Annotated in this window: 7 protein-coding genes; all 7 read right to left on the reverse strand. The window is 72.8% G+C overall.

Annotation, left to right across the window (positions count from 1 at the left end):
* Positions 1–2,355: condensation domain-containing protein (locus KIT86_RS18300; protein ID WP_297400968.1), on the reverse strand; the 2,355-nt coding region annotated here is incomplete at its 3' end.
* Positions 2,352–6,944, reverse strand: a complete 4,593-nt coding sequence (locus KIT86_RS18305; RefSeq protein ID WP_297400970.1) for a type I polyketide synthase — start codon at positions 6,942–6,944, stop codon at positions 2,352–2,354. The genes KIT86_RS18305 and KIT86_RS18300, both read right to left, overlap by 4 nt.
* A 37-nt stretch (positions 6,945–6,981) precedes the next feature.
* Positions 6,982–10,386: an amino acid adenylation domain-containing protein gene (locus KIT86_RS18310; RefSeq protein WP_297400972.1), complete on the reverse strand. Its 3,405-nt coding sequence runs from the start codon at positions 10,384–10,386 to the stop codon at positions 6,982–6,984.
* Entirely contained in the window at positions 10,383–16,901 is a 6,519-nt protein-coding gene (locus tag KIT86_RS18315; RefSeq protein WP_297400974.1) for a type I polyketide synthase, read from the reverse strand. Before KIT86_RS18315 ends, KIT86_RS18310 begins: the two co-directional genes overlap by 4 nt.
* 24 nt (positions 16,902–16,925) lie before the next feature.
* On the reverse strand, positions 16,926–17,819 hold the full coding sequence (locus KIT86_RS18320; RefSeq protein WP_297400976.1) for a DMT family transporter: 894 nt from the start codon (positions 17,817–17,819) through the stop codon (positions 16,926–16,928).
* Between the two features lie 152 nt (positions 17,820–17,971).
* Positions 17,972–18,874: a hypothetical protein gene (locus tag KIT86_RS18325; RefSeq protein WP_297400978.1), complete on the reverse strand. Its 903-nt coding sequence runs from the start codon at positions 18,872–18,874 to the stop codon at positions 17,972–17,974.
* Positions 18,871–23,970: an SDR family NAD(P)-dependent oxidoreductase gene (locus KIT86_RS18330; RefSeq protein ID WP_297400980.1), complete on the reverse strand. Its 5,100-nt coding sequence runs from the start codon at positions 23,968–23,970 to the stop codon at positions 18,871–18,873. The genes KIT86_RS18325 and KIT86_RS18330 overlap by 4 nt, the downstream gene beginning before the upstream one ends.
* Between the last annotated feature and the right edge of the window lie 20 nt (positions 23,971–23,990).

Consider the following 23,990-nt stretch of genomic DNA (forward strand, 5'->3'; position numbering starts at 1 on the left):
CTCGCCACCGCAGAAGGCACGCAAGGGGCGCACCGGGCGCCAGTCGGCTTCGAGCAACAGGCGCCAGGTGGCGGGGGTGGCCTGCAGCACCGTGGCCCCGCACGCGCCGAGCCAGTCGGCCAGCGCCGCGCCGTCGGTGGCGGTGTCGCGCGAGGCGAGTTCCACCCGCGCGCCCACGGTCAAGGGCAGGTACAGCTCCAGGCCGGCGATGTCGAACGAGACCGTGGTCACGGCCGCCAGCACGTCGTCGGCACCCAGGCCGGGCTGCAGCGCCATCGACGCCAGGAAATTGGCCAGCGCGCCCTGCGGCACCACCACGCCCTTGGGACGGCCGGTGGAGCCGGAGGTGTAGATCACGTAGGCCGGGTCGGCCGCGCTGGCGCCGTTCGCCGGGTTGTCGCCACGGTGCGCGGCGATGGCGGCCGCATCGGTCAGCGGGTCCACGCAGCGCACGCCCTCGGGCGCGGTGACGGCATCGGCCGCGTCGCCGGCCGCGACCAGCACCTGCGCGCCGCTGTCCTCCAGCATGTAGGCCAGGCGCTCGGCGGGAAAGTCGGGGTCCAGCGGGACGTAGGCGCCGCCGGACTTGTGCACCGCCAGCAGCGCAATCAGCAGATCGAGCGAGCGGTCCATGCAAATGCCCACGCGCACGCCGGGCCGCACGCCCAGTCCTTGCAGGTGGTGGGCGAGCTGGTTCGCGCGGCGGTTGAGCGTGTCGTAGTCCAGGGTCTGGCCGTCGAAGCCCGCGGCGATGCGCGCGGGCGTCTGGGCGGCCTGCCGCTCCAGCCGCTGGGCGAACAGCGTGGTGTCCAGCGCCTGCGTGGTCTGGTTGAAGCCGTGCACGAGCTGTTCGCGCGCGGCCGGCGTGAGCAGGGGCAGCTGGCTCACCGGGGTGTCGCGGTCCGCCACGGCGCCGCGCAGCAGGGCCTGCAGCTGCGAAGCCAGGCGCTCCATCATCCCGCTCGAATACAGGTCGCTGCGGTACTCCAGGCTGCAGACCAGGCGACCGCCCTCCTCGCGCGCGAACCAGGTCAGCTCGTGCAGCGCGCCACCACCGGTGATGGCCAGGCCGCTTTCGCTGGCCGCGCCGGGGTTCCCCGTGTTCACGTTGTGCTGCACCACCGCCACCTGGAACAGCGGCGAATGCTGGAAGGAGCGCGCCGGGCGCAGCCGTTCCAGCACGCTCTCGAAAGACACCTCGCGGTGTTCGTGCGCATCCAGCAGCGCGTTGCGCGCCCGGCGCACCAACTCGGCAAAGCCCGGGTCGTCGCCGACCTGCAGGCGCACCACCTGAAGGTTGACGAAGGGGCCGATCAGGTTCTCGAACTCCGCGCGCTCGCGCACGCCCATGGGGCTGCCCAGCAGCAGATCGCCCTGCGACGTGTGCGCGCGCAGCAGCGCGGCGGTGGCCGCCAGCAGCGCCATGTAGACCGTGGCGTTCTCGCGGCGAGCCAGCTCGCGCAGGCCCGAGAGCAGCTCGGCGTCGAGCTCGAAGTCCACCGAGGCGCCCTTGGGCGGCGCGTCCGACAGCGGCAGGTCGGCAGGAAAGGCCGAGAGTTGGGGCGCGCCCTGCAGCGTGCGCTCCCACCAGTCCAGGCCGGCGGTGGTGTCCACCGCGCTGCGCTGCCAGGCGGCGTAGTCGGCGTACTGCAATGCCGGCGTGGCGCCTTCGGCCTGACCCGGGGCCGCCAGCTCGGCCGCGATCTCGCGGCGCAGCACATGCAGCGACCAGGCATCCACGGCGATGTGGTGCGCGGCGACCATCACCACCCAGGTGTCACCGGCCGTGGCGAAGACCTCGAAGCGCGCAGCCGTCTCGTGCGCCAGATCGATCGGCGTGTGCACCACGCGCTCCACCTCGGCGTCCACCTGCCACTGCTGTTCGGTCGGGGTGAGATGGCGCAGGTCGTGCATGCGCACCTTGGGCACCTGCACGCGGCGGCCCCAGGGCTTGCCATGCTCCTCGACGAACACCATGCGCAGGCCGAGCTGGCGCGCGTGCACGCGCTCGATGGCCGCCACCAGGGCCTCGCCGCTCACACCCGCAGGCGCGAGCCAGGTGGTGGCCATCAGGTAGGTGGTGCTGTCGGGTTCGAGCTGCTGCAGGATCCACAGCCGCTCCTGGAACGGCGAGAGCGGCAGCGGACCGTCGTGCGCCACGCCGGGCACCGCAGCGGCGCCCGGGCCGCGGCGATGCGCCAGCAGCCCCAGCAGCTCCGTCTTGTGCTCGCCAATGGCGCGTTTGAGGTCTTCGTCCAGGCGGCCGCGGGCCGCGCTCACGCGCAGGCGGCCCTCATCCGCCGTCAATTCGACGCCCAGGCCTTGCAGCTGTGCCAGCAACTCATGCGCGTTCAAAACTCGATCTCCTCCCGGTCTTCATCGCCAGCACCGCCGTCGGGCTGGCCGCTCTTTCTGCCGTTCGACGCCGCCTGCGCCGCCACCTTGGCCGCCAGTTGCCGGATGCTCGGCCCTTCGAACAGGTCGCGCAGCGACAGCCGCGCGCCGAACTGTTCTTCGATGCGCGCGATGATGCGGGTCGCCATCAGCGAATGCCCGCCCAGCGCGAAGAAATCGTCGTCCAGCCCGATGTCGTCCACCCCCAGCAGCTCGGACCAGATGGCACCGATGCGCCCTTCGATCTCGCTGGGCGCCATGGCCTGCAGGTCCACCGGCGCGGCCGAGCCCGGCTCGGCCGGGGCGGCCTGCGCAGCCTGGCCCGAGGTGCGCAGCCAGGCCTTCAAGGCCTCCACATCGCGCAGCATGTCGGGCATCACCTGGCGGGTGACGTACACATGCGGCAGGCCGCTGGCCAGGGCGCGCCCAAACGCGTCCGCACCTTCCTCGGGTCGGATGGCGTAGCGCAGCGCCGCGTGCGAGCCATCGCTGCCCTGCAGCGCGGCAAAGCCCACATCGCGCCACGAATCCCAGCCCACCGCGAGCACGCGCTCGCTCGAACGCGCCAGGCCGGACTTGGCGAACGCGTCCTGGAAGGCATTGGCGGCCGAGTAGTCGGCCATGCCGGCCGAGCCGAAGGCGGTGCTGATGGACGAGCACATCATGAAGAAATCGAGCCCGGCACCGGCCAGCACGCGGTCCAGCACCAGGGTGCCTTCGAGCTTGGGCCGCAACACGGCCTCGATGCCCTGCGCGGTTTTCTCGAACACCGTGCCGCTGCCCAGCGCGCCTGCGGCGTGCACCACGCCATGCACCGCGCCGAAGCGCGCGCGCGCCATCGCGACCACGGCCTGCATCTGCGCTTCGTCGGCCACGTCGGCCGAACACAGCAGCACTTCCGCGCCAGCCGCCTCCATCGCGCGGATGCCGGCGATGCGCTCCTTCTGCGGTGCGGGCGTGTCCTGTGCGGCCAGCAGCCCATCCCACTGCGCGCGCTCGGGCCAGGCCGAGCGCGACACCAGCACCAGCCGCGAAGCCCGCGCGTTGCGCGCCAGCCATTGGCCCAGCGTGAGGCCGATGCCACCGGCACCGCCGGTGACGAGGTAGGTGCCGCCTTCGCGCAGCGGCAGCGCGCCGGCATCGGCGCCCAGGCGCTGCGGGATGAGCGAGGGCGTCCAGCGGTGGCGGCCGCGGTAGGCCACGGCGCCATCGGGATCGGGCCGGGCCGCTTCGGCGCGCAGCGCGGCGGCCAGGCGCGGGGCGGCCTGGGCCGTCCACTCGGTCCCCGCCAGATCGATCGCGCGGCAATGCACGCCGGGCACATCCAGCGGCAGGAGCAGGGCCGGGCCGAGCAGCAGCGCGCGCTCGGGCCGCACGGACTCGGTGCCCAGCACGGGCTCGCGGTCGCTGCTGAGCACCAGCACCGGCAGGGGCTGTGCGCGAGCAACGCCACCCAGTGCGCGGGCCAGGCAGATCAGCGCGTCAAAGGCCAGGCTGCGGCCTTGCGGCAGCGCTGCGTCCAGCGCCGGGGCGGCCAGCGGCGCGTCGGGCGCGGCGTTCCAGGCGTGCAGCACACAGGCCAGCGGCGCGGTGCCCAGGGCGCTGAACAGCTGGTCGTGGTCGGCCTGCGAACCGGGCGCCACTTCGAAGTGCGTGGCCGAGACCTGTCTGAAGGCCGCACCGACGGTCACCGAGACCACCTCAACACCCGGACCGGCCAGCGCGCCCGCCAGGGCCTGCGCGGCGGCATCGTCGCCACGGAACACCAGCCATCGGCCCGGTGCATCGGTGGACGGCGCCAGGCCACTGGGCAAGGCGCCCGCGCGCTGCCACGAAGGCGCCCAGAACCAGTCCTCGACGGGCCGCTGGACCCCGGTCTCTCCCACCGGCGCCGCCGCCTTGGGCGGCGCGGCCTTGGGCGCCACCGGGTCCACCGCGTGGCGCTTGCGCTCAAACGGGTAGGTGGGCAACGGCACCCGCGCGGGCCGCACCGGCCCATGCAGGCCGGCCCAGTCGAGCGACACGCCCGCGAGCCACAGGCGGGCGGCGGCTTCGAGCACCGCGTGCGCGCCCTGGCGGGCGTCGCGCGCCTGGCCCATGGACAGGCTGGTCCGGCGCACGCCTTCCACGCCCAGCGCCATGCCCGCCAGCGTGGCCAGCGAACGGCCGGGACCGACCTCGAGCAGGTGCATGGAGGGATCGGCCGCCAGCGTGCGCACGCCGGCCTCGAACAGCACGGCGCGGCGCAGGTGCTCGGCGTAGTACGCAGGCGACGTGGCCTGGGCCGGCGTGATCCACTGGCCGGTGACGTTGGAGACGTAGGGCACGCCGGGCTCGGCCAGGGCCATCTTCTCGACCAGCGCGGTGAAGGGCGCGAGCACGCCGTCCATCATCGAGGAATGGAACGCGTGCGAGGTGTGCAGCGGCTGGGCGTCGATGCCCTGCTCTTTCAATTGCCGCAGGCACGCCTCCAGCGCCTCGTGCGGGCCGGAGATGGCGCACAGGCCGGGCGCGTTCACCGCCGCGATCTCCAGCGTGCCGGCGGGCGTGACCAGCCATTTCTGCAGTTCGGAGGCGCTCAGCTGCACCGCCGCCATGCCGCCGGGGGCCATGCCCTGCATCAGCTGGCCGCGCGCGGCCACCAGGGTGAGCGCGTCGGCCAGCGACATCACGCCGGCCAGGTGGGCCGCCACGTACTCGCCGATGCTGTGGCCCAGCATCGCGGCCGGGCGCACGCCCCACGACTGCCAGAGCATCGCCAGCGCGTACTCGGTGACGAACAGCGCCGGCTGGGCGTAACGGGTTTCATTGATGGTGAGGTCGCCCGCCGGGGCAAACAGCACCTCGCGCAGGTCGCGGCCCATGGGCGCGCGCAGCAGCTCGGCGCAGCGGTCAATGGCATCGCGGTACACCGCGTCTGGCGTACAGATCGGCACCCATGCCGGCGAACTGGCTGCCCTGCCCGCTGAAACAGGAAAGCCACGCGCTTCGCCGCCTTCGTGGCGGCCGTGTGCATGGCCGGCGCGCGCTTGGGCGCGCCGAGCGCGGCCACCGTCGGCGGCCGTCGCGGCCACCACGGTGCGGCGGTGCGCGAAGGCGCGGCGGCCTTGCTGCAGCGTCCAGAGCCACGGGTCGCGCAGGTCTTGCGCCGCGCCGGGCCCGGCCAGGTGCTCGCGCAGGCGCTGGGTGGCGGCTTCGAGCGCGGCCTCACTGCGTGCGGAGAGCACCAGCAACTGCGGCTGGCCGCTGGCCGGCGCGCGCACCGGCTCGGGCGCCTCTTCCAGCACCACGTGGGCGTTGGTGCCGCCGATGCCAAAGGAACTCACCCCGGCGCGGCGCGGGGCGCCCTCGGCCAGCCACGGCGCGGCCTGGGCACTGGCGGTGAACGGCGAGGCGTCCAGGCCCAGCTGCGGGTTCGCCTGGCGGAAGTTCACCAGTGGCGGCAGCTCCCGGTGCTGCAGCGCGAGCACGGTCTTGATCAGGCCGGCCACGCCGGCGGCGGCGTCGAGGTGGCCCAGGTTGGCCTTGAGCGAGCCCAAGCGGCAGAAACCCTGGTCGGCGGTACCGGCCTCGAACACCTGGCGCAGCGCGGCGATCTCGATCGGATCGCCCAGCGGCGTGGCGGTGCCGTGCGCTTCGAGGTAGCCGATGCTGCGCGGGTCCACATCGGCCAGCATCTGCGCCGTGGCGATGGCCTCCACCTGGCCGTCCACGCTGGGCGCGGTGTAGCCGGCCTTGCCGGCGCCGTCGTTGTTGATGGCCGCGCCGCGGATCACGGCGTGGATGGTGTCGCCATCGGCCAGCGCATCGGCCAGGCGCTTGAGCACCACGATGCCGGCCCCGGCACCCGGGCGCGTGCCCTTGGCGTCGGCGTCAAACGGGCGGCAGTGGCCGTCGGGCGAGAGGATCATGCCCTCCTGGAACAGGTAACCCCCGCGCTGCGGGAAGTTCACCGAGACGCCACCGGCCAGCGCGATGTCGCATTCGTGCCGCTCCAGCGCGCGGCAGGCCACCTGCACCGCCACCAGCGAGGTCGAGCAGGCCGTCTGCAGCGTCATGCTCGGCCCATGCAGGTCCAGCTTGTAGGACACGCGCGTGCAGAGAAAGTCCTTGTCGTTGCCCAGCATGAGCTGGTAGCCACCCACCGAAGCGGCCAGCGCCGGGTCGCGCAGGATCTGCGACAGCAGGTAGGTGTTCATGCTGGCGCCGGCGTACACGCCAACGGCCTGCGCGATCGCGCCGGGCGCGTAGCCCGCGTGCTCCAGGGCCTCCCAGGCGCACTCCAGGAAGATGCGCTGCTGCGGGTCGATCACCTGCGCTTCGCGCGGCGACATGCCGAAGAAGCCGGCATCGAAATGGTCGGCGTTCTCCAGCACCGTGCCCTGGCGCACGTATTGGGGCTGGCCGCTGAGGGCCGGGTCCACACCGGCGCCGTGCAGGTCGGCGTCGCTGAACGGTTCGAGCGACTCGACGCCCTCGCGGATGTTGCGCCAGAACGCCTCCAGGTCGCTCGCGCCCGGGAAGCGCCCGGCCATGCCGACGATGGCCATGGCGTGCGCGGGAAATTTCTCGCTGGGACCCATCCCCTTACCCCTGAATCTGTTTGGCGGCGCGCGCGCGGGCGCGCTCCAGCGCCCCACTGGCGCCCACCGGTGTTGACATGCGTTCGGCCTGGGCGGCCACGGTGGTGCGCTGGAACAGCTCCACCAGCGGGAACTCCCGGCCAAACTCGCGCTGCATCGCCGACTGCAGGCGCACCAGCAACAGCGAGTGACCGCCGAGATCGAAGAAGTTGGCGTGCAGGCCCACGCGCTGGGTGCCCAGCACCTCGCGCCAGAGCGTGGCGACCTGGCGCTGCACCGGCGTCATGAGGGATTCGTCGGCGATGTCGGCCGCCTCGTCCACCACCTGGGCCGGCGCCGGCAGGGCCTTGCGGTCCACCTTGCCGTTGGGCGTGAGCGGCAGCGCCTCCAGCACCACGAAGAGGTTGGGCACCATGTACTCGGGCAGCTGCACGCGCAGCGTGGCGCGCGCGGCCTCGGCCTCGAAGCTGGCGCCGGGCTCGCTGACGACGTAGGCCACCAGGCGCTGGTCGCCCGGCGTGTCCTCGCGCACGTGCACCACGCACTCCTTGATGCCAGCGTGTTTCGCCAGCACGGTTTCGATCTCGCCCAGCTCGATGCGAAAGCCGCGCACCTTCACCTGGTGGTCGCGCCGGCCGACGAACTCCATGCGGCCATCGGCGAGGAAGCGGACCACGTCACCGGTGCGGTAGACGCGCGTCGGACCCACACCTGGCAGGTCCAGCGTGACGAATTTTTCCGCCGTCAGCTCGTCGCGCTTGCGGTAGCCGCGCGCCAGGCCATCACCGCCGATGCACAGCTCGCCGCCCACGCCCACCGGTGCGGGCAGGCCCGAGGGCTCCAGCACATAGACCTGGGTGTTGGCGATCGGGCGGCCGATGGAGATCGCGCGCTGCGTGTCGGTCACGCGCCAGACCGTGGACCAGATGGTGGTCTCGGTCGGGCCGTACATGTTCCACAGCTCGCCCCCCGTGGCCAGCAGCTTGTCGGCCAGGTCGCGCGGCAGGCCTTCGCCGCCGCACAGCATCTTCAGGCCGGGCCGGCCCTGCCAGCCGCTCTCCAGCAGCAAGCGCCAGGTGGCCGGCGTGGCCTGCAGCAGCGTGGCTTCGGCGCGATCGAGCAGCGCGGCAAGCCGCACGCCGTCGAGCGCGGTCGCCCGCGAGGCCAGCACCACCGTGCCGCCGACGGTCAGCGGGCCGTGGATTTCCAGGCCCGCGATATCGAACGACAGCGTGGTCACCGACACAAAGCGGTCCTGCGCGGTGATGCCCGGCTCGCGGTGCATGGACAGCAGGAAGTTCACCACCGATCGGTGTTCCAGCATCACGCCCTTGGGGCGGCCGGTGGAGCCCGAGGTGTAAATCACGTAGGCCAGGTCGCTGGAGGCCGCCACCGGCGCCGGGTTGGCGGCCGGCCGCTGCGCAAGCGCGGCGGCATCGCGGTCCATGCAGACCGCCCGCACACCCGCAGGCAGGCCTTCGGCCAGGGCCGACTGGGTCACGACGATGGACAGCTCGGCGTCTTCCATCATGTAGTCGATGCGGTCCTTGGGGAACGCCGGGTCCAGCGGCACATAGGCCGCGCCGGCCTTGAGCACACCCAGCACGGCGACCACCATGTCCTCGCTGCGCTCCATCCAGACGCCGACCAGCGACTCGCGCCCGGCGCCCAGGGCGCGCAGGTGGTGGGCCAGCTGGTTGGCGCGCGCGTTGAGCTCGGCGTAGCTCAGCGCCACGTCCTCGAACTGCAGGGCCGGCGCGTCGGGCGTGCGCTGTGCCTGCGCCTCGAACAGGCCGTGCACGGTCTGATCGACCGGGTACGGCATGGCGGTGGCGTTCCAGTCCACCAGCAGCTGGCGCTGTTCCTCGTCCGTCAGCAGGGCGAGCTCGCTCACGCGCGCCTGCGGCCGCTCCACGAAGCCTTCGAGCAGCTTGCGGTAATGCTGGAGCATGCGCTCGATGGTCGCGACATCGAACAGGTCGGTGTTGTATTCGAAATAGCAGCGCAGGCCGTGCACGATGTCGAACACGTCCACGGACAGGTCGAACCGCGAAGCGGTCACGTCCAGGTCCACGCTGTCGCAGCGCAGGCCAGGCAGGTCCAGGCTGGTCATCGAGAGGTTCTGCAGCACGAACAGCACCTGGAACAGCGGCGAGTGATCGAGTTCGCGGCGCGTGCCCAGCTCATCGACCAGCATGTCGAACGGCATCTCCTGGTGCGCGTAGGCCCGCAGCGCGCGCTCGCGCACCCGGGTCATGAGGTCGCGCACCGTCGGGTCGCCGCTGAGGTCGGCGCGCAGCACCAGGTTGTTGGCGAAGAAGCCGATGGTGTGCTCCACCTCGGAGCGGTTGCGGTTGGCGATGGCCGAGCCGATGGCGATGTCGGTCTCGCCGCTGTAGCGGTGCATCAGCACCTGGAAGGCCGAGAGCATCACCATGAACAGCGTCGTGCCCTCGGCGCGGCCGAAGGCCTTGAGGCGGTCGGAAAACGCCGGCGTGAGCTGCAGCGCACAGCGCGAGCCGCGCGTGGTCTGCACCGGTGGCCGGGGCCGGTCGGTGGGCAGCTGCAGCATCGACGGCAGGCCGGCGAGCTCGCGTTTCCAGAACGCCAGGTGCTCGTCGATCGCGCCCTGCGCGAAGGCGCGGCGCTCCCATTCGGCGTAGTCGTAATACTGGATGGGCGGCTCGACCACCGTCACGGCCTGGCCGGTGGACAGGCGCGTGTACAGGTCGCGGAACTCCAGCATGAAGATGCCGAGCGAGAGGCCGTCGGAGACGATGTGGTCGAGCGCGAAGGTGAACACCTGCTGCTGGCTGGCCTCGCGGATCAGGCCGGCATGGATCAGGGGCGCCTGCGACAGGTCGAACGGGCGCCGCGCGATGCTCTCGATGGCCTGCTTGCACGCCGCGTCGCGCGCCGGTCCCTGCAGGTGCGAGATGTCGATGCGGTCCAGGTGCACGCGCGCGTTCGGGTCGATCACGAAGCGCGGCTCGCCCTGCACCGAGATGAAGCGCGTGCGCAGGCTCTCGTGCCGCGCCACCAGCACCGCGAGCACGCGCTCCAGCACCGCTTCGTCCAGCGGCCCGGTGATGCGCAGGGACGCCGCGATGTTGTAGGCGTGGCTGGTGGGGTCCATCTGGCGCAGGAACCACAGGCGCTGCTGGGTGTGCGAGATGGGCATGTCGGCCTGGCGCGGCACGCGCTCCAGGGCCGGCAGCACCGAGCGGGCGGGCGCCGTGCCGTGCGCCGCCAGGTAGGCCTTGACCTCGTCCTTGCGCCGCCCCAGTTCCTCGCGCAGTTCCGGCGTCACCGCCCCTTTGGGCGCGTTGACGCTGAGCCGGTCCCCGTCGAGTTTCAGATGGATGTCCAGCCCTTGAAGCCGCTTGATCAGCTCTACCGTATCGCTCACAACGTGAGTTCCTCCCGGCTGTTGGCATCGGAGGCGTCCGAGGTGTCGTCATCGCCATAGAGGCTGTTCAGGTGGGTCGCCATCTCGCCCACCGAAGGCCACTCGAAGGCGGCGGTGGCGGCCACGCTGCGGCCCAGCGCCTGCTGCAGGCGGTTGCGCAGTTCCACCGAGGTGAGCGAGTCCAGGCCCAGGGCGGTGAAGGTCTGGTCGACCGGGATCGATTGCGGCGAACCCGCCAGGCCCAGCACGGTGGCCAGCTCGCGGCGCACCAGCGTGACCAGCTGTTCGCGGCGCTCGCCGGCCGGCAGGCTGGCGTAGTCGACGCGCGCCGCGCCACCCTGCGCCTGGCCCCCGCCGCGGTTCTGCGCCGCCGCGAGCAGGTCGGACAAAAGCCGCGGCGCCTGCCCGGCCGGCATCTGCTGGCCCAGCAGCGCCCAGTCGATCGGCGCGACCGAGCTGCGCGTGGCGTTGTCGCGCAGCAGCACGCTCAGCGCCTGCATGCCTTCGGCCGGCGACAGCGAGGCCAGTCCTTGCGCCCCGGCGCGCGAGACCGTGCCCGCGCGCACCGCCATGCCGACCTCGCTCCAGGCGCCCCAGTTGACGCTCAGGGCAGAGCGGTCCGCGTCGCGCCGCTGCCGCGCCAACGCGTCCAGGAAGGCGTTGGCCGCCACGTAGTTGCCCTGCCCCGCCGAGCCGAACACGGCCGACAGCGAGGAATAGAAGACCACGAAGTCCGGCCGGTGGCCGGCGCGCTCCATGGCCACGCTCAGGCGCCAGGCGCCGTCGGCCTTGGGGCCCATCACGGCGGCGAAGCGCTCGGGGGTCTGCTTGATGAGCACACCGTCGTCGAGCACCGCCGCGCCGTGGATGACACCGCCCAGCGCGGGCATGTCCTGGAGCGCCGCCATGAGGCGCGCCACGCCTTCGGCCGTGGCCACGTCGGCCGACACGGTCTTCACGCTCACCCCCTCGGCCTGCATCGCCGCGATGGCCTCCAGCGCGGTGGCATCGGGTGCGCTGCGCCCTGCCAGCAGCAGGTGGCGCGCGCCCTCGCCAGCCAGCCACTGGCCGGCCAGCAGGCCCAGGCCCTTGAGGCCGCCGGTGACCAGGTAGGTGGCATCGTCGCGCACCGCCTGCGCCCGCTTGGGTGGGTCGACCCGGTGGCGGAACACCACGCGGCCGATGTGCTTGGCCTGCGCCATGTAGCGGAAGGCATCGGGTGCGTTCTCGAACGGGAACGTGGTGCAAGGCAGCCAGGGCAGCACGCCGGACTCGATCTCCTGCAGCACGCGCGTGAAGATCTGGCCCACGATTTCGGGTGTGTCGCGCGCGTTGTCGTTGCAGTCCACGATGTGGTACTCGATGCCCCGGTTGAGCTCGGCCACGCGCTCGTGCGTCCACAGGCCGCGCTTGCCGATCTCCAGGAAGACGCCGCCGTCGGACAGGCACTCGAAGCTGCGGTCGAGCAGGTGGCCGGCCAGCGAGTTGAGCACCAGGCGCACGCCCTTGCCTTCGGTGATGCGGGCGATCTCGTCGGCGAAGGTGTCGCTGCGCGAATCCAGCGGGTGGTGCACCCCGAGGCGGCGCAGTTCCTCGCGCTTCTCGGGGCTGCCGGCGGTGGCGAAGATCTCCGCGCCCGCGCGGCGGGCCAGGGCGATGGCGGCCATGCCCACGCCGCCCGCGCCCGAGTGGATCAGCACGCGGTCGCCCTTGCTCATCTTGCCCAGCAGGTTGAGCGTGATGTCGGCGGTGAGGTAGGCGGTGGGGATCGCGGCGCCCTGCTCGAAGCTCACGCCATCGGGCAGCGGTGCGACGAACTCCCAGCGCGCGACCGCGTGGCTGGAGAACGCGCCTTCGAGCATCGCGACCACGCGGTCGCCGACCTTGAATTGCGTGACGCCCTCGCCCACGGCCACGACCTCGCCCGAGGCGTCGCTGCCCAGGTGGCGGATCTCGCCGGGGTACATGCCCAGCGCGCTGAGCACATCGCGGAAATTCAGGCCGCTGGCGCGCACCCGGATCTCCACCTCGCCCGGGCCGGGCGCGCGGCGTTCCATCGCACCCAGGTTCAGGTTTTCGAGCGTGCCGCGCTCGGTGATGTTCAGGCGGATCGGCGCGTCGTCGATGTGAGGCGCGCTGGAGCGCGGCTGGCGCGCCAGACGGGCGGCGTAGCGCACGCCCTTGCGCAGCGCGACCTGGTTTTCCTGGCTGTCGGCGAGCATTTCATCGAGCAGCAGGCGCGCATCGCTGGGCGTGGCCTGCGGGTCGAGGTCGACCAGGGTCACGCGCCATTCGGGGTGCTCGGTCGCGGCCACCCGCGCCAGGCCCGCCACCGGGGCCTGCGAGATGCGCAGTTCCTCGGTGCCGTCGACCGACTGGCTGCCGGCGGTGGCGATCCACAGGCGCGGCGCCGCGGGCAGACCGGCCTGCGCCAGCGCCTGCACGGTGAGCAGCGCGGCATCGACGCCAAAGCGCTGCACCGCGCTGGGCAGGTCGTCGTCGCGCAGCGCGGGCACGCGCAGCGGCCACAGCGACACCACGCCGCGCAGCGCGCCCTTTTCAGCGGCTTTCGTCACCAGGCGCGCGTACTCGCCGGCCTGGGTCTCGTCGATCACCGTGGCACCCGGGTCGGCGGCGCTGCCCGAAGGCAGCACGCGGATCGCCTGGCCGCCGCGCTGGGCGATCTCGTTGGCCAGCCGCCGGCCCCGGCCCTGGCCTTTCGTCGAAGACCAGCCAGGTGCCTCGGCGTTACAGGCAGGCTCGCCCACCAGCGCCTCGGGCTTCCATTGCAGTTCGTAGAGCCAGTCGGCCACCTGCGCGTCCACGCGCTGGCGGAACAGTTCGCGGCTGGCGCGGCGGCAGCGCAGGCCTTCGAGCAGGGCCACGGGCTGGCCGTCGGGCGTTTCGATGTGCACGTCGAGCACCAGCATGTCGCTGTGCGGCGGCGCCGGGCGCACGCGCGCATGGCTGCGCAGCGTGCCGGTGGGCGTGGCGCTCCAGAGGTAGCGGTCCACGCCGATGGGCAGGTAGAAACGGCCGTCGTTGGCGCTGGGCAGCGTGTCCATGGCGACCGCCGAGGTGTGGAAGCAGGCGTCCAGCAGCGCGGGGTGCATCAGGTACTTGCCCGCGTCGGCCTGGACCGCGTCGGTCAGCACGATCTCGCCGATGGCCTCGCCCTCGCCGCACCAGACGCGGCGCATGCCCCGGAAACCGGCACCGAAATCGACACCCAGCTTGCGCACCTTCTCGTAGAACGGCGCGACCTCGACCTCGTTGGTCAGCCGCTTCGCCGCGTCGGCCACGGGCGACACCGGCACGCCCTGCGCCGGGCCGCGCAGCGGTTCGGCGCTGGCGTGCTGGGTCCATTCGGCCTCGGGCCGCTTCGCGTCGCGGCTGAACACCCGCACGCGCGCGGGCGCACCACCGAGGGCTTTGTCCACCGAGACTTGCATGAGCCGCTGTTCGCCCTCGAGCAGCGGCATGGGCTCACCGATCTCCACCGCCGTGAGGCCGGTGACGGCCGGGTCCGCCTGCCGCGCCCCGGCCAGGGCGGCTTCGAGGTAGGCGGTCAGCGGCATCACGGCCTCGGAGGCGATCACGTGGTCTGCCACCCAGGCGGGGCTGGTGGCGTCCACCGTGCGTTCGAACTGCGCGGCCACGCCGGCCACGTTCAGCCGTTCGCCCAGCAGGTCGTGCACCGAGTCGCCGGCCACGCGCCGCGCGCGCGGCGCAAAGGGCACGAGGTAGGCCTGGCGCTGGAAGGGGTACAGCGGCAGCTCCAGGCTGTGGCGCACGCCCGGGCCCTGCACCGCCGTCCAGTTCAGCTTCGCGCCGCGCACGTACAGGCGCGCCACGCTCTCGAGCATCTGTTCCCAGCCACCCTTGCTGCGCTTGAGCGAGGGCAGCCATTCGGTGGCCGTGCCTTCGGGCACGCACTGCAGGCCCAGGCCGATCAGGGTCGGGTTGGGCCCCACTTCGAGGTGCACATCGCAGTGCGTGGCGGCCAGCGCGCGCGCGCCGCTCTCGAAGGCGACCGGGGCGCGCACATGGCTGGCCCAGTAGTCGGCCATGCGGTGGCCCCATTTCGCCCAGTCCATGGGGGCGCCGTCGAGGTTGGAGATCCAGGTGAGCGTGGGAGCCGAATGGGTCACGCCGGCGGCCAGCTGGCGGAACTCCTCCACCATCGGGTCCATCAGCGGCGAGTGGAAGGCGTGCGAGACCGACAGCGCCTGCGTGCGCAGGCCCTGCCCGGCCAGGCGCGCGGAAATGGCGTTCACCTCGGCACCGGCCCCGGCGATCACCAGGTTGCCCGGCGCGTTGAAGGCGGCCACCGACACCTTGTCGGCGTGGGGCGCGATCTCGCGCTGCACCAGCGCCGCATCGCCCTGCACGGCCACCATGGCGCCACCGGCCGGCAGCGCCTGCATCAGGCGGCCGCGGGCCGCGATCAGGCGCGCACCATCTTCCAGGCTGAACACGCCAGCGACCACGGCCGCGGCGAACTCGCCCACGCTGTGGCCGATCACCACGGTGGGCTCGATGCCCCAGCTGCGCCAGGTCGCGGCCAGCGCCACCTCGATGGCGAACAGCGCGGGTTGCGTGAAACCGGTCTGGTCCAGGCTGCCACCGGTGTCCTCGAACATCACCTCGCGCAGCGGCTTGCCCAGCAAGGGGTCGAGCACGGCCGCGCAGCGGTCGATGGTGGCCCGGAACACGGGCTCGGCGTCGTACAGTTCGCGGCCCATGCCGACGTACTGCGCGCCCTGCCCGGTGAAGAGGAAGGCCACGCGGTTGCGCCCGCTGGCCGAGACGGTGCCCTGCACGGCCGACTGGCCGGTGCGCGCGAGCTCGCGCAGCTGGGCCTGCATGCCGGCGCGATCGGCCGCGACCAGCACGGTGCGCAGCAGGTGGTGCGAACGGCCGATGGCGGCGGTGGCGCACACGTCAGCCAGCGCGTCGGCGGGGCGTTGTTCCAGGTGGTCGGCGAAGCGCTGCGCCAGCGCCTGCAGCGCGGCGTCGTTCTTCGCCGACAGCGGCAGCGCGTACAAGGGGCGCGCGGGCGCGGCCTGCAGCGCGGCGGCGGCCGGCGGCTCGGCCACCAGCACATGGGCGTTCATGCCGCTGAAGCCGAAGGCGCTGGCGCCCGCGATGCGGCGCGCGCCGCCCGCCGGGTTCCAGTCGTGCAGCGCGGTGCTCACGCGCACCGGCAGCGTCTCCCATGGGATGGACGGCGTGAGCTGCCTGACATGCAGGCTGGCGGGCAGCTTCTGGTGGCGCAGCGCCATCACCAGTTTGATCACGCTGGCCACGCCGGAAGCGGCTTCCAGATGGCCGATGTTGGACTTGACCGAGCCGACCTCGAAAGGCTGGTGCATCGGGCGGCCTTCGCCGTACACGGCGGCCAGCGCCTCGACCTCGATCGGGTCGCCCAGCGAAGTGCCGGTGCCGTGGGCCTCGACGTAGCTCACGTCGGTGGGCTGCAGGCGGGCCGCGGCCAGCGCCTGGCGCACGACCTCCTGCTGGGCCAGGCCATTGGGCACGGTCAGGCCGCTGGAGCGCCCGTCCTGGTTGATCGCCGAGCCCGGGATCACGCCCAGGATGCGGCGGCCGTTGGCCACGGCGTCGGACAGGCGTTCCAGCACGATCAGGCCGCAGCCCTCGCCGCGCACGAAACCATTGGCCGAGGCGTCGAAGGTCTTGCAGCGGCCATCGGGCGACAACATGCCCCACTTGGAGATCAGCACGAACGGGTCGGGCGAGAGGATGGCGTTCACGCCACCGGCCAGCACCAGGTTGCTCTCGCCGTTGCGCAGGCTCTGGCAGGCCGTGTGGATGGCCACCAGCGAGGACGAGCAGGCGGTGTCGATCGCCATGCAGGGGCCCCGGAAGCCGAAGGTGAAGGACACGCGGCCGGCCGCGGCGTTGAGCGCGGTGCCGGTGGCCAGGTAGATGTCGCTGCGGGCCGGGTCGGCCACGTCGATGCGGTTGGAATAGTCCATCGACGTGATGCCGACGAAGACGCCGGTCAGGCTGCCGTCGAGCTGGTCGGTGGGGATGGCGGCGTGCTCCATCGCCTCCCAGGCCACCTCCAGCAGCAGCCGCTGCTGCGGGTCCACGCCCGCGGCCTCGCGGGGCGACATGCCGAAGAAGCTGGGTTCGAACTGGTCGATGTCTTTGAGGAAGCCACCGGCCTTGGTGCGCGCCTTGCCCTGCTTGCTCGGGTCCGGGTCGTAGTAGGCGTCCACCTCCCAGCGGTCGGGGGGCACCTCGCCCACCACGTCCTTGCCCTCGGTGAGCAGGTTCCAGAAGGTGTCGGCATCTTCCGCGCCGCCCGGCACGCGGCAGGCCATGCCCACGATGGCGATCGGCTCGTGCTTCGCGTTCTCGACCGCGTCCAGGCGGGACTGCAGGCGCTCGATGGCCCCGAGCGCGTTTTGCAGCATGTTGCGCCGATCGGCGGCCGCGGCCGGCTGGGCGGGCGTCGACTCAGGGGGATTGGTCCGATCTGACTGCATATCACTTCCTCACTGAAAACTTCATCACGGCGTCGACCGCGCCATCACCGCGTCGCGGGCATGCAGGCGCGGCTCGCGCAGCCACAGGCAGAGCGCAGCACCCACGATCAACAGGAGCCCCAGCGCCACGCGCGGGACCGACATATCATGCCCCAGCCCTGCCACCCAGAAGAGCGGGACGGTGAAGGCAATTTGTAAATACGCGAAGGGTGCCGAAATACTCACAGGCGCGGCGGCCGCGGAGCGGTCCAACGCGAGCAACGTGACGTACCCCAGCAGGCCGATGAGCACCATCACGAGCAGGTCCGGCAGCGAAGGCATGATCCAGAGGCCCGGCATGGCGGGCGTGAGCGCCACGAACACCCCGGCCGCGGTGTAGAACAGGTTGGTGCGCGTGGTTTCGGTGCGCAGCGAGCGCGTCATCACCACGTAGGCGCTGAAGCACAGCGCCATGCCCAGGGGGTAGATCAGCAGCGACCCGCCCGGCAGCCCATGCAGGCCATTGACCAGCAGCCCGCCCGCGCAGGCCACGCCCGTGGCCACCCACACCAGCAGCGGCACGCGGTCCTGCAGGAACACCCAGGCCAGGCCGAGGATCAGCAGCGGGCTGATCCAGAAGATGGTCATCACCGCGTGCCCCGACACCCCCATCTGCATGCCGATCACCCAGGACGCGGGCATGCCCAGCATGAGCAGGGAGCGCGCCACATGGAACACGGGGCGGCGCGTCTGCCACAGCGAGGCTGGCTCGCGCCATCCCCACAGCGCGGCCATGAGCGCCAGGTGCACGGCATAGCGCGTCCAGACCACCTGGTAGGGCGAATAGTGGCGCAGCACGTTGGCCGCCATCGCCTCGATTCCTGCCCACAGGAAGACGAAGACCAGCATCAGAAGGATGGCGCGGCGGTTGGCGGTCATGTCAGTGCCCCGCGACGAAAGAGGCGGCCTTCTCCAGGGGCATCGAGGGCCCGGCTGCGCCGGCCCAAGATGCCGTCCCCCCTCGAAGCGCCGAAGGCGCGCCGCAGAGGGGGGAAGCCGCGCAGCGGCGCAGGGGGGTGTTCATCGCCCCCTCACTCCAGCCCGGCATGGCCGGTGTCGGCCAGCAGCGAAGTCATGTGCCAGGACGAGCCGCGCCGGCGCCGGCGCAGCAGCAGCCACAGGCCGGCCGCGAGCAGCACGGCCGCCACGGCGATCAGGCCAGGCACGGGATGGCGCGCCACCCAGACGAAGGCCAGCGTGAACCCGATCTGCAGGTACAGCAGCGGCGCGGTGCGCGAGATCGGCGCCACCGCCGTCAGCCGCTCCAGCGCCAGCAGCGCCCCCAGGCCGAGCACGGCCACGCCCGCGAGCAGCAGCAGGTCCGGGGCGCTGGGCGTCACCCAGCCCGAGGGCATCAGGGGCAGCAGCAACAGGCAGGCGCCCAGGCCGGTGTAGAACAGGTTCACCCGGGTGGGCTCGGCATGCAGCAGCCGGGTCATCACCACGTAGACGCTGAAGCAGGCGGCCATGGCCACCGGGAACACCAGCAGCGCCGGCCGGGGCAGCGCGTGCGGGCCCAGCAGCAGGAACACGCCCACGCTGGCCAGCGCCGCGAAACCGAAGAGCCGCAGCGGCACGCGCTCGCGCAGCACCAGGCGGGACAGGCCCAGGATCATCAGGGGCGCGATCCAGAACACCGCCAGGAAGGTGACCGGCGCCAGGCCGCGCTGCACCCCCAGCGACCAGCAGGCCGGCATGCCCACCATCATCGCGGCGCGAAACAGCTGGGCCACCGGCCGGCGCGTGCGCCACAACGAAGGGCCGTTGCCCCGCCCGAACAGCATCCACAGCAAGGCCAGGTGCAACGCGAAGCGCAGGCACACGACCTGCGCCAGGCCGTAGCGCTGCAGGAGCACGCCGGTGAGCGCCTCCTCGGCCGCCCACAGGGCCACAAAGATGATCGTCAGGCGCACGCCAAGGGATCGGTAGGTCATCGGGTCTGCTCCAGTCGGGCCAGCAAGCGGGCCTCCAGTTCATCGTCGCTGAGCGAATCCAGGTCCGCGTCGGCATCGGGCACCTCGACCGCCGCCACCGCGGCGGGCGCCGTGGCTGGGGCCGGCGGCGCGGCCGGCTTGACGGTGAGCTGGGTTTCCAGGAAGCGCGCGAGCGCCCCCACGTTCGGGTAGTTGAAGGTCAGCGTGGACGGCAGCGCACGGGCCGCGCCGCGCTCCAGCCGCCGCTTGAGTTCCACGGCCATCAGCGAGTCCATGCCCAGGTCGAACAACCCGGTGGCGATCGGCACCACGGCCGGGCCGGCCAGGCCGAGCACCGAGGCCACTTCCTGCCGCACGAACTCCACCAGCAGGTCGTGGCGCATGGCCGGGGGGGCGGCTTCCAGCCTGGACTGCAGCGAAGGCCCGCTGTCCGCGCGCGGTGCCTGCGCCACGGCGGTGGGCGGCGCCATGCCCAGGTGCGAGAGCAGCGGCCGCGAGCGGCGCGCCTCGTGCAAGGCCTTGAGCGCGGTCCAGTCCACCTGGGCCACCACCGCCCGCCGCGCCGCGCCGCCCAGCAGCCGGCCCAGCGCGTCCAGCGCGTCGGCAGCGGCCATGGGTTGCAGGCCGCCTTCGCGGTAGCTGCGCTGGTCGTCGCTGGAGGCCAGCCGCATCACCTCCCAGGTGCCCCAGTTCACCGAGATCACGCGGCGCGCGGCGTCGCTGGCCTCGGCCAGGGTGTCGAGGAAGGTGTTGGCGGCCGCGTAGTGGGCCAGCCCCGAGGCGCCCAGCAAGGCGGTGGTCGAGGAGAACAGCACCAGGAAATCCAGTGGCAGGCCGCGCGTGAGGCGTTCAAGCACCAGCGTGCCGGCGAGCTTGGGTGCCAGCATCTGGCGCACCATCGCGTCGTCGAGCTGGAGCAGCGGCGCGGCGCTCAGCGCGGCAGCGGCGTGCATCACCCCGCGCAGCGGCGGTGCGTCGCGCCTGAGCTGCTCGAAGGCGCGCGCCATGGCGGCCTCGTCGGCCACGTCGGCCTGCACCGCGTAGACCCTGGCCCCCAGGGCCTCGATCTCGGCCACGCCGGGCGCGCCGGGGTCGGGATGGCGGCCCAGCAAGGCAATGTGGCGCGCGCCGTGGTCGGCCAGCCAGCGTGCCACCACCAGGCCCAGGCCGCCGAAGCCGCCGGTGACGAGGTAGCAGGCGTCGGCGCTGAAGGCCACGGGCGAGGCAGGCGGCGCATCGGCCTGCACCAGGCGCGCCACGCGCCGCTGGCCGTCGCGCCAGGCGACCTGGTCTTCCCCATCCAGCGCATCGAGCGCGGCAAGCAGCGTGTCCGTGGCCGAGGCCTGGGCCGCAGGCAGGTCGATCAGGCCGCCCCAGGCGCCGGGTTGCTCCAGCGAGAAGCCACGGCCCCAGCCCCACAGCGGCGCCTGCCAGGCCGCGCCCGGGCTCATGGCTCCACCGGCACCGCCCTGCACACCCTGCGTCACGAACCGGATGCGGCCCTGCCCTTGCGCGGCCGCCGCCAGCCAGCGGCGCGGCCACTCGCCCGCGAGCGCCTGGGCCTGCGCGGCGGCTTCGCGGTCATCGAGCCCGCGCGAGGCCAGCGCCAGGCCACCCAGGTAAACGATTTCGCCCAGCGCGCCGGCGGGGGGCGCGGCGTGCGCAGCGAACTGCTGCACCAGGTCGCCGCGCGCGCGCAGGCCCTCGGCCAGCGCCTGGCCCAGGCCCTGCTCGTCGCCCACCAAAGTCCAGGTCTGGCCACCGGTCGGGCGTTGCGCCAGCATCAGCGCCTGCTGCGCCGCGCCGCGCGTGGCCCAGCTGTCGTCGGGCACCGCGCAGGCGCCCTGGAAACCCAGGCCCTGGAGCGCGTCGAGCCACGCGGAGCGCGGCACCAGGGGATAGTCCGGGCGCAGGGCGGCGTCGGTGAAGCGCCACCAGCCTTCGGTCAGGCCGAAGGTGAGGTCCACCCAGCGCTCCGGTGCCACGCCTTCGAGCAGGAACAGCAGGGCACCCGGGGCCATCAGGCTTTTCGCGTGGCGCAGGGTCTGGGCCAGGTCGGCGGTGGCGTGCAGCACGTTGGCCGCGATCACGATGTCGTAGGCGCCGGCCGCGAAGCCCTGCGCCAGCGGGTCGCGCTCGATGTCGAGCAGCGCATGGCGCACAAAGGGGTACGCGGCGAAGTTCTCGGCCGCGCGCTCCAGGAACAGCGGCGAGAGGTCGGTGAAGGTGTATTCGGTGTGCCCGGCGGGCAGCAGCGGCAGCACGTAGGTGGTGGTGCCACCGGTGCCGGCACCGATCTCCAGCACGCGCAGGCGCGCGCCAGCCGGCCGTTGGGCGATGGCCGCCTGCAGGGCCTCGCCCAGCGCGCGGTTGTAGGTCTGGGCATAGGGCGATTCCACGTAGAGCTTGCGCGCCTCGTCGAACGACCCGCCCGGGAACAGCAGTTGCAGCGGGTCCTGCTCGCCGCGCAGCACGGCGGCCAGCGCGGGCCCGCAGCGGCGCAGCGTGCGCAGTTCGCCGTCGACCTCGCCGAAGGTGGCCATCACCGCGTCGTAGCGCGCCGCCGCATCGGCCGTGCCCAGGCGGGCCTGGACGGTGTGGCGCTCGCCTTCGCTGCGCAGCTGGCCGTCTTCGGCCAGCATCTGCAGCAGCCGCGCGAACAGGCGCTGGTGGCGCGGCACGATGCCCAGGCGTTGCGATTCCGACGCGGTGTCGAACGCGCGCCCGGGCGTGTCGTCGAAGCCGAGCTGGCGCAAGGCGGTGGCCACATGGTCGGCGCTGAGGCGATCGAGTTCGGGCAGCAGCCGCTCGTACACGGCCAGGCCGTGCTCGGCGGCGAGCGCACCGAAACGCTCGCGCAGGGCCGGCGCGAGGCCGGCGGGATCGGGCAGCGAGGCGGCGGCCGGCGCATGGGCCGGCGCGTCTTCCCACACCACGTCGTGGAACAGGCCGTGGCCCGAGGCATGGCCCAGGGAGCGCGCCAGCGCGTCGCGCGAAGCGCGGCGCAGTTGCACGCCCCGGATCTGGCCGAGCACGCCGCCGTCGAGCGAGCGCAGCGTGACCTCGGCCTGCCATGCGGGAGGCTGCGGCTCCTGGCCGGCCGCGTTGAGCAGGCGGGCGTGGCACCAGAGGCTCTCGGGCAATGGGCCGCCCAGGTCGATGCGCTCCAGGCCGGTGAAGAGGTAGGTGTGTTCGGTGTCCTCGGTCTGCGGCAGGGTCAGGCCGATGGATTGCAAGGCGCCGTCGAGCAGCGCCGGGTGCGCCCAGGTCACGGCTTCGCCGGCGCAGGCGCTGGGCAGCGCGATGCGCACCAGGGCCTCGCCGTCGCGGCGGTGCACCTCCTGCAGGCTGCGGAAGGCCGGCCCGAGGTGGATGCCCAGGGCTTCGAGGCGCTGGTGGTAGCCCTCGCCGCTGGTGGCCGCGCCCAGCGCATCGCGCGTGGCGGTGAAGCTGGTGGTGTCGGCACCGGCCTGGGCCTGGCGGGTGCTGCTGGGCAGCAGCCGGCCGCCGGCGTGCAGGCGCCACTCGCCCGAACCGTCGGCGGCCTGGCTGTACACGGAGAACGCCTGCGCGCCGCCGGACTCGGGGCCCAGGTGCGTCTGCACCGTGCGGCCCGCCTCGGGCAGCACCAGCGGCTCGACGATCTCGAAGGCTTCGACCGCGCGCAGCGCCCGGCCGTTGACCGCCTGGGCCGCGCCCTGCGCCAGTTCCAGCAGCAGCGGGCCGGGCACCAGCACCACGCCCTGCACCACATGGTCGGCCAGGTAGGGGGTGCTCGAAGGCGACAGCAGGGTCTCGAAGATGGGCACGGCGGTCGGCAGGCGCCGGCCGGGCAGACCGCTGGGCGCGGGCGCACGCACGGCCTTGTCGGCGCCTGGCGTGATCCAGAAATCGCGCCGCTCGAAGGGATAGGTGGGCAAGTCCACGCGCTGGCGCGCGTAGGGGCGGTCGACGCCGGCCCAGTCCACGGCCGCGCCCTGCACGTACAGCGCGGCCAGGCTGGTGTTGAGTTCGTGCCAGTCGCTCTTGTCGCGCCGCAGCGAGGTCAGCAGCAGGTGGTCCTGCTCGGGCAGCGAGCGCTGGGCCAGGGCCATCAGCACCGGGTGCGGGCCGACTTCCAGGAACACCCGGTAGCCCTGCCCGGCCAGCGTGGCGATGCCTTCGGCAAAACGCACCGGTTCGCGCAGGTGGTCGCGCCAGTAGCGCGCGTCGGGCGCACCGGGCGCGGGCAGCGCGGCGCCACCGGTCACGTTCCAGGCCACGGGAATCTGCGGCGCGCGCATGGCCACGGCGCGGGCGCAGGCTTCCATGGCGTCCAGCGCGGGCGCCACCAGGGGCGAGTGCGCGGCCAGCGAGACGAACAGCTTCTGGCCCTGCACGTCGCGCGTGGCGAAGTCGGCGAGCAAGGCATCGACGGCCTGGGCGTCACCGGAGACCACCACGCTGTCGGGCGCGTTGATGGCGGCGATGGCCAGCCGCTCGGCCAGGGGCGCGATGGCGCGGCCCACCTCGTCGGCCGAGGCGAACACGGCGGCCATGGCGCCACCGGGCGGCAGGGCCTGCATCAGCCGGCCGCGCTCGGCGATGAGTCTGAGGCCTTCTTCGAGCGTGAACACGCCGGCCACGCAGGCCGCCACGTACTCGCCCACGGAATGGCCGATCACGGCCGCGGGCTCGATGCCCCAGGCGCGCCAGAGTTGCGTGAGCGCGTACTCGACGGCGAAGAGCGCCGGCTGCGTCCACATGGTTTCGTGCACGGCCGCGCCTTCGCTCGGCCCGGCGCGCAGCACGGTCTTGAGCGTGCGGCCCTGGGCGTCGGCGCCCAGCAGGCGGTCGCAGCGGTCGATGATCTCGCGGTAGAGCGGCGAGGCGGCGTACAGGGCCTCGCTCATGCCGGGGTACTGCGAGCCCTGGCCGGTGTAGAGGAAGACCACCTCGGGCGACACGCCCGGCGTGGCGGTGCCACGGTGCAGCGCGGGGTGCGCGCGGCCTTCGGCCGCGGCCTGCAGGGCGGCGCGGGCCTCGCCGGCGTCGCTGGCCACCACGGCCAGGCGCTCGGCGAAATGCGAACGGCCCACGCCTGCGGTGTGGGCCACGTCCGCCAGCGGCGCGCCAG

The organism is Hydrogenophaga sp. (genome assembly GCF_026125825.1).
Lineage (GTDB): Bacteria > Pseudomonadota > Gammaproteobacteria > Burkholderiales > Burkholderiaceae_C > Hydrogenophaga.

Excerpts from the sequence above, each read along its gene's own strand:
- KIT86_RS18305 (WP_297400970.1), bottom strand. The coding sequence starts at position 6,944 with ATGGCCATCGTCGGCATGGCCGGGCGCTTCCCGGGCGCGAGCGACCTG.
- KIT86_RS18315 (WP_297400974.1), bottom strand. The coding sequence starts at position 16,901 with ATGCAGTCAGATCGGACCAATCCCCCTGAGTCGACGCCCGCCCAGCCG.
- KIT86_RS18320 (WP_297400976.1), bottom strand. The coding sequence starts at position 17,819 with ATGACCGCCAACCGCCGCGCCATCCTTCTGATGCTGGTCTTCGTCTTC.
- KIT86_RS18325 (WP_297400978.1), bottom strand. The coding sequence starts at position 18,874 with ATGACCTACCGATCCCTTGGCGTGCGCCTGACGATCATCTTTGTGGCC.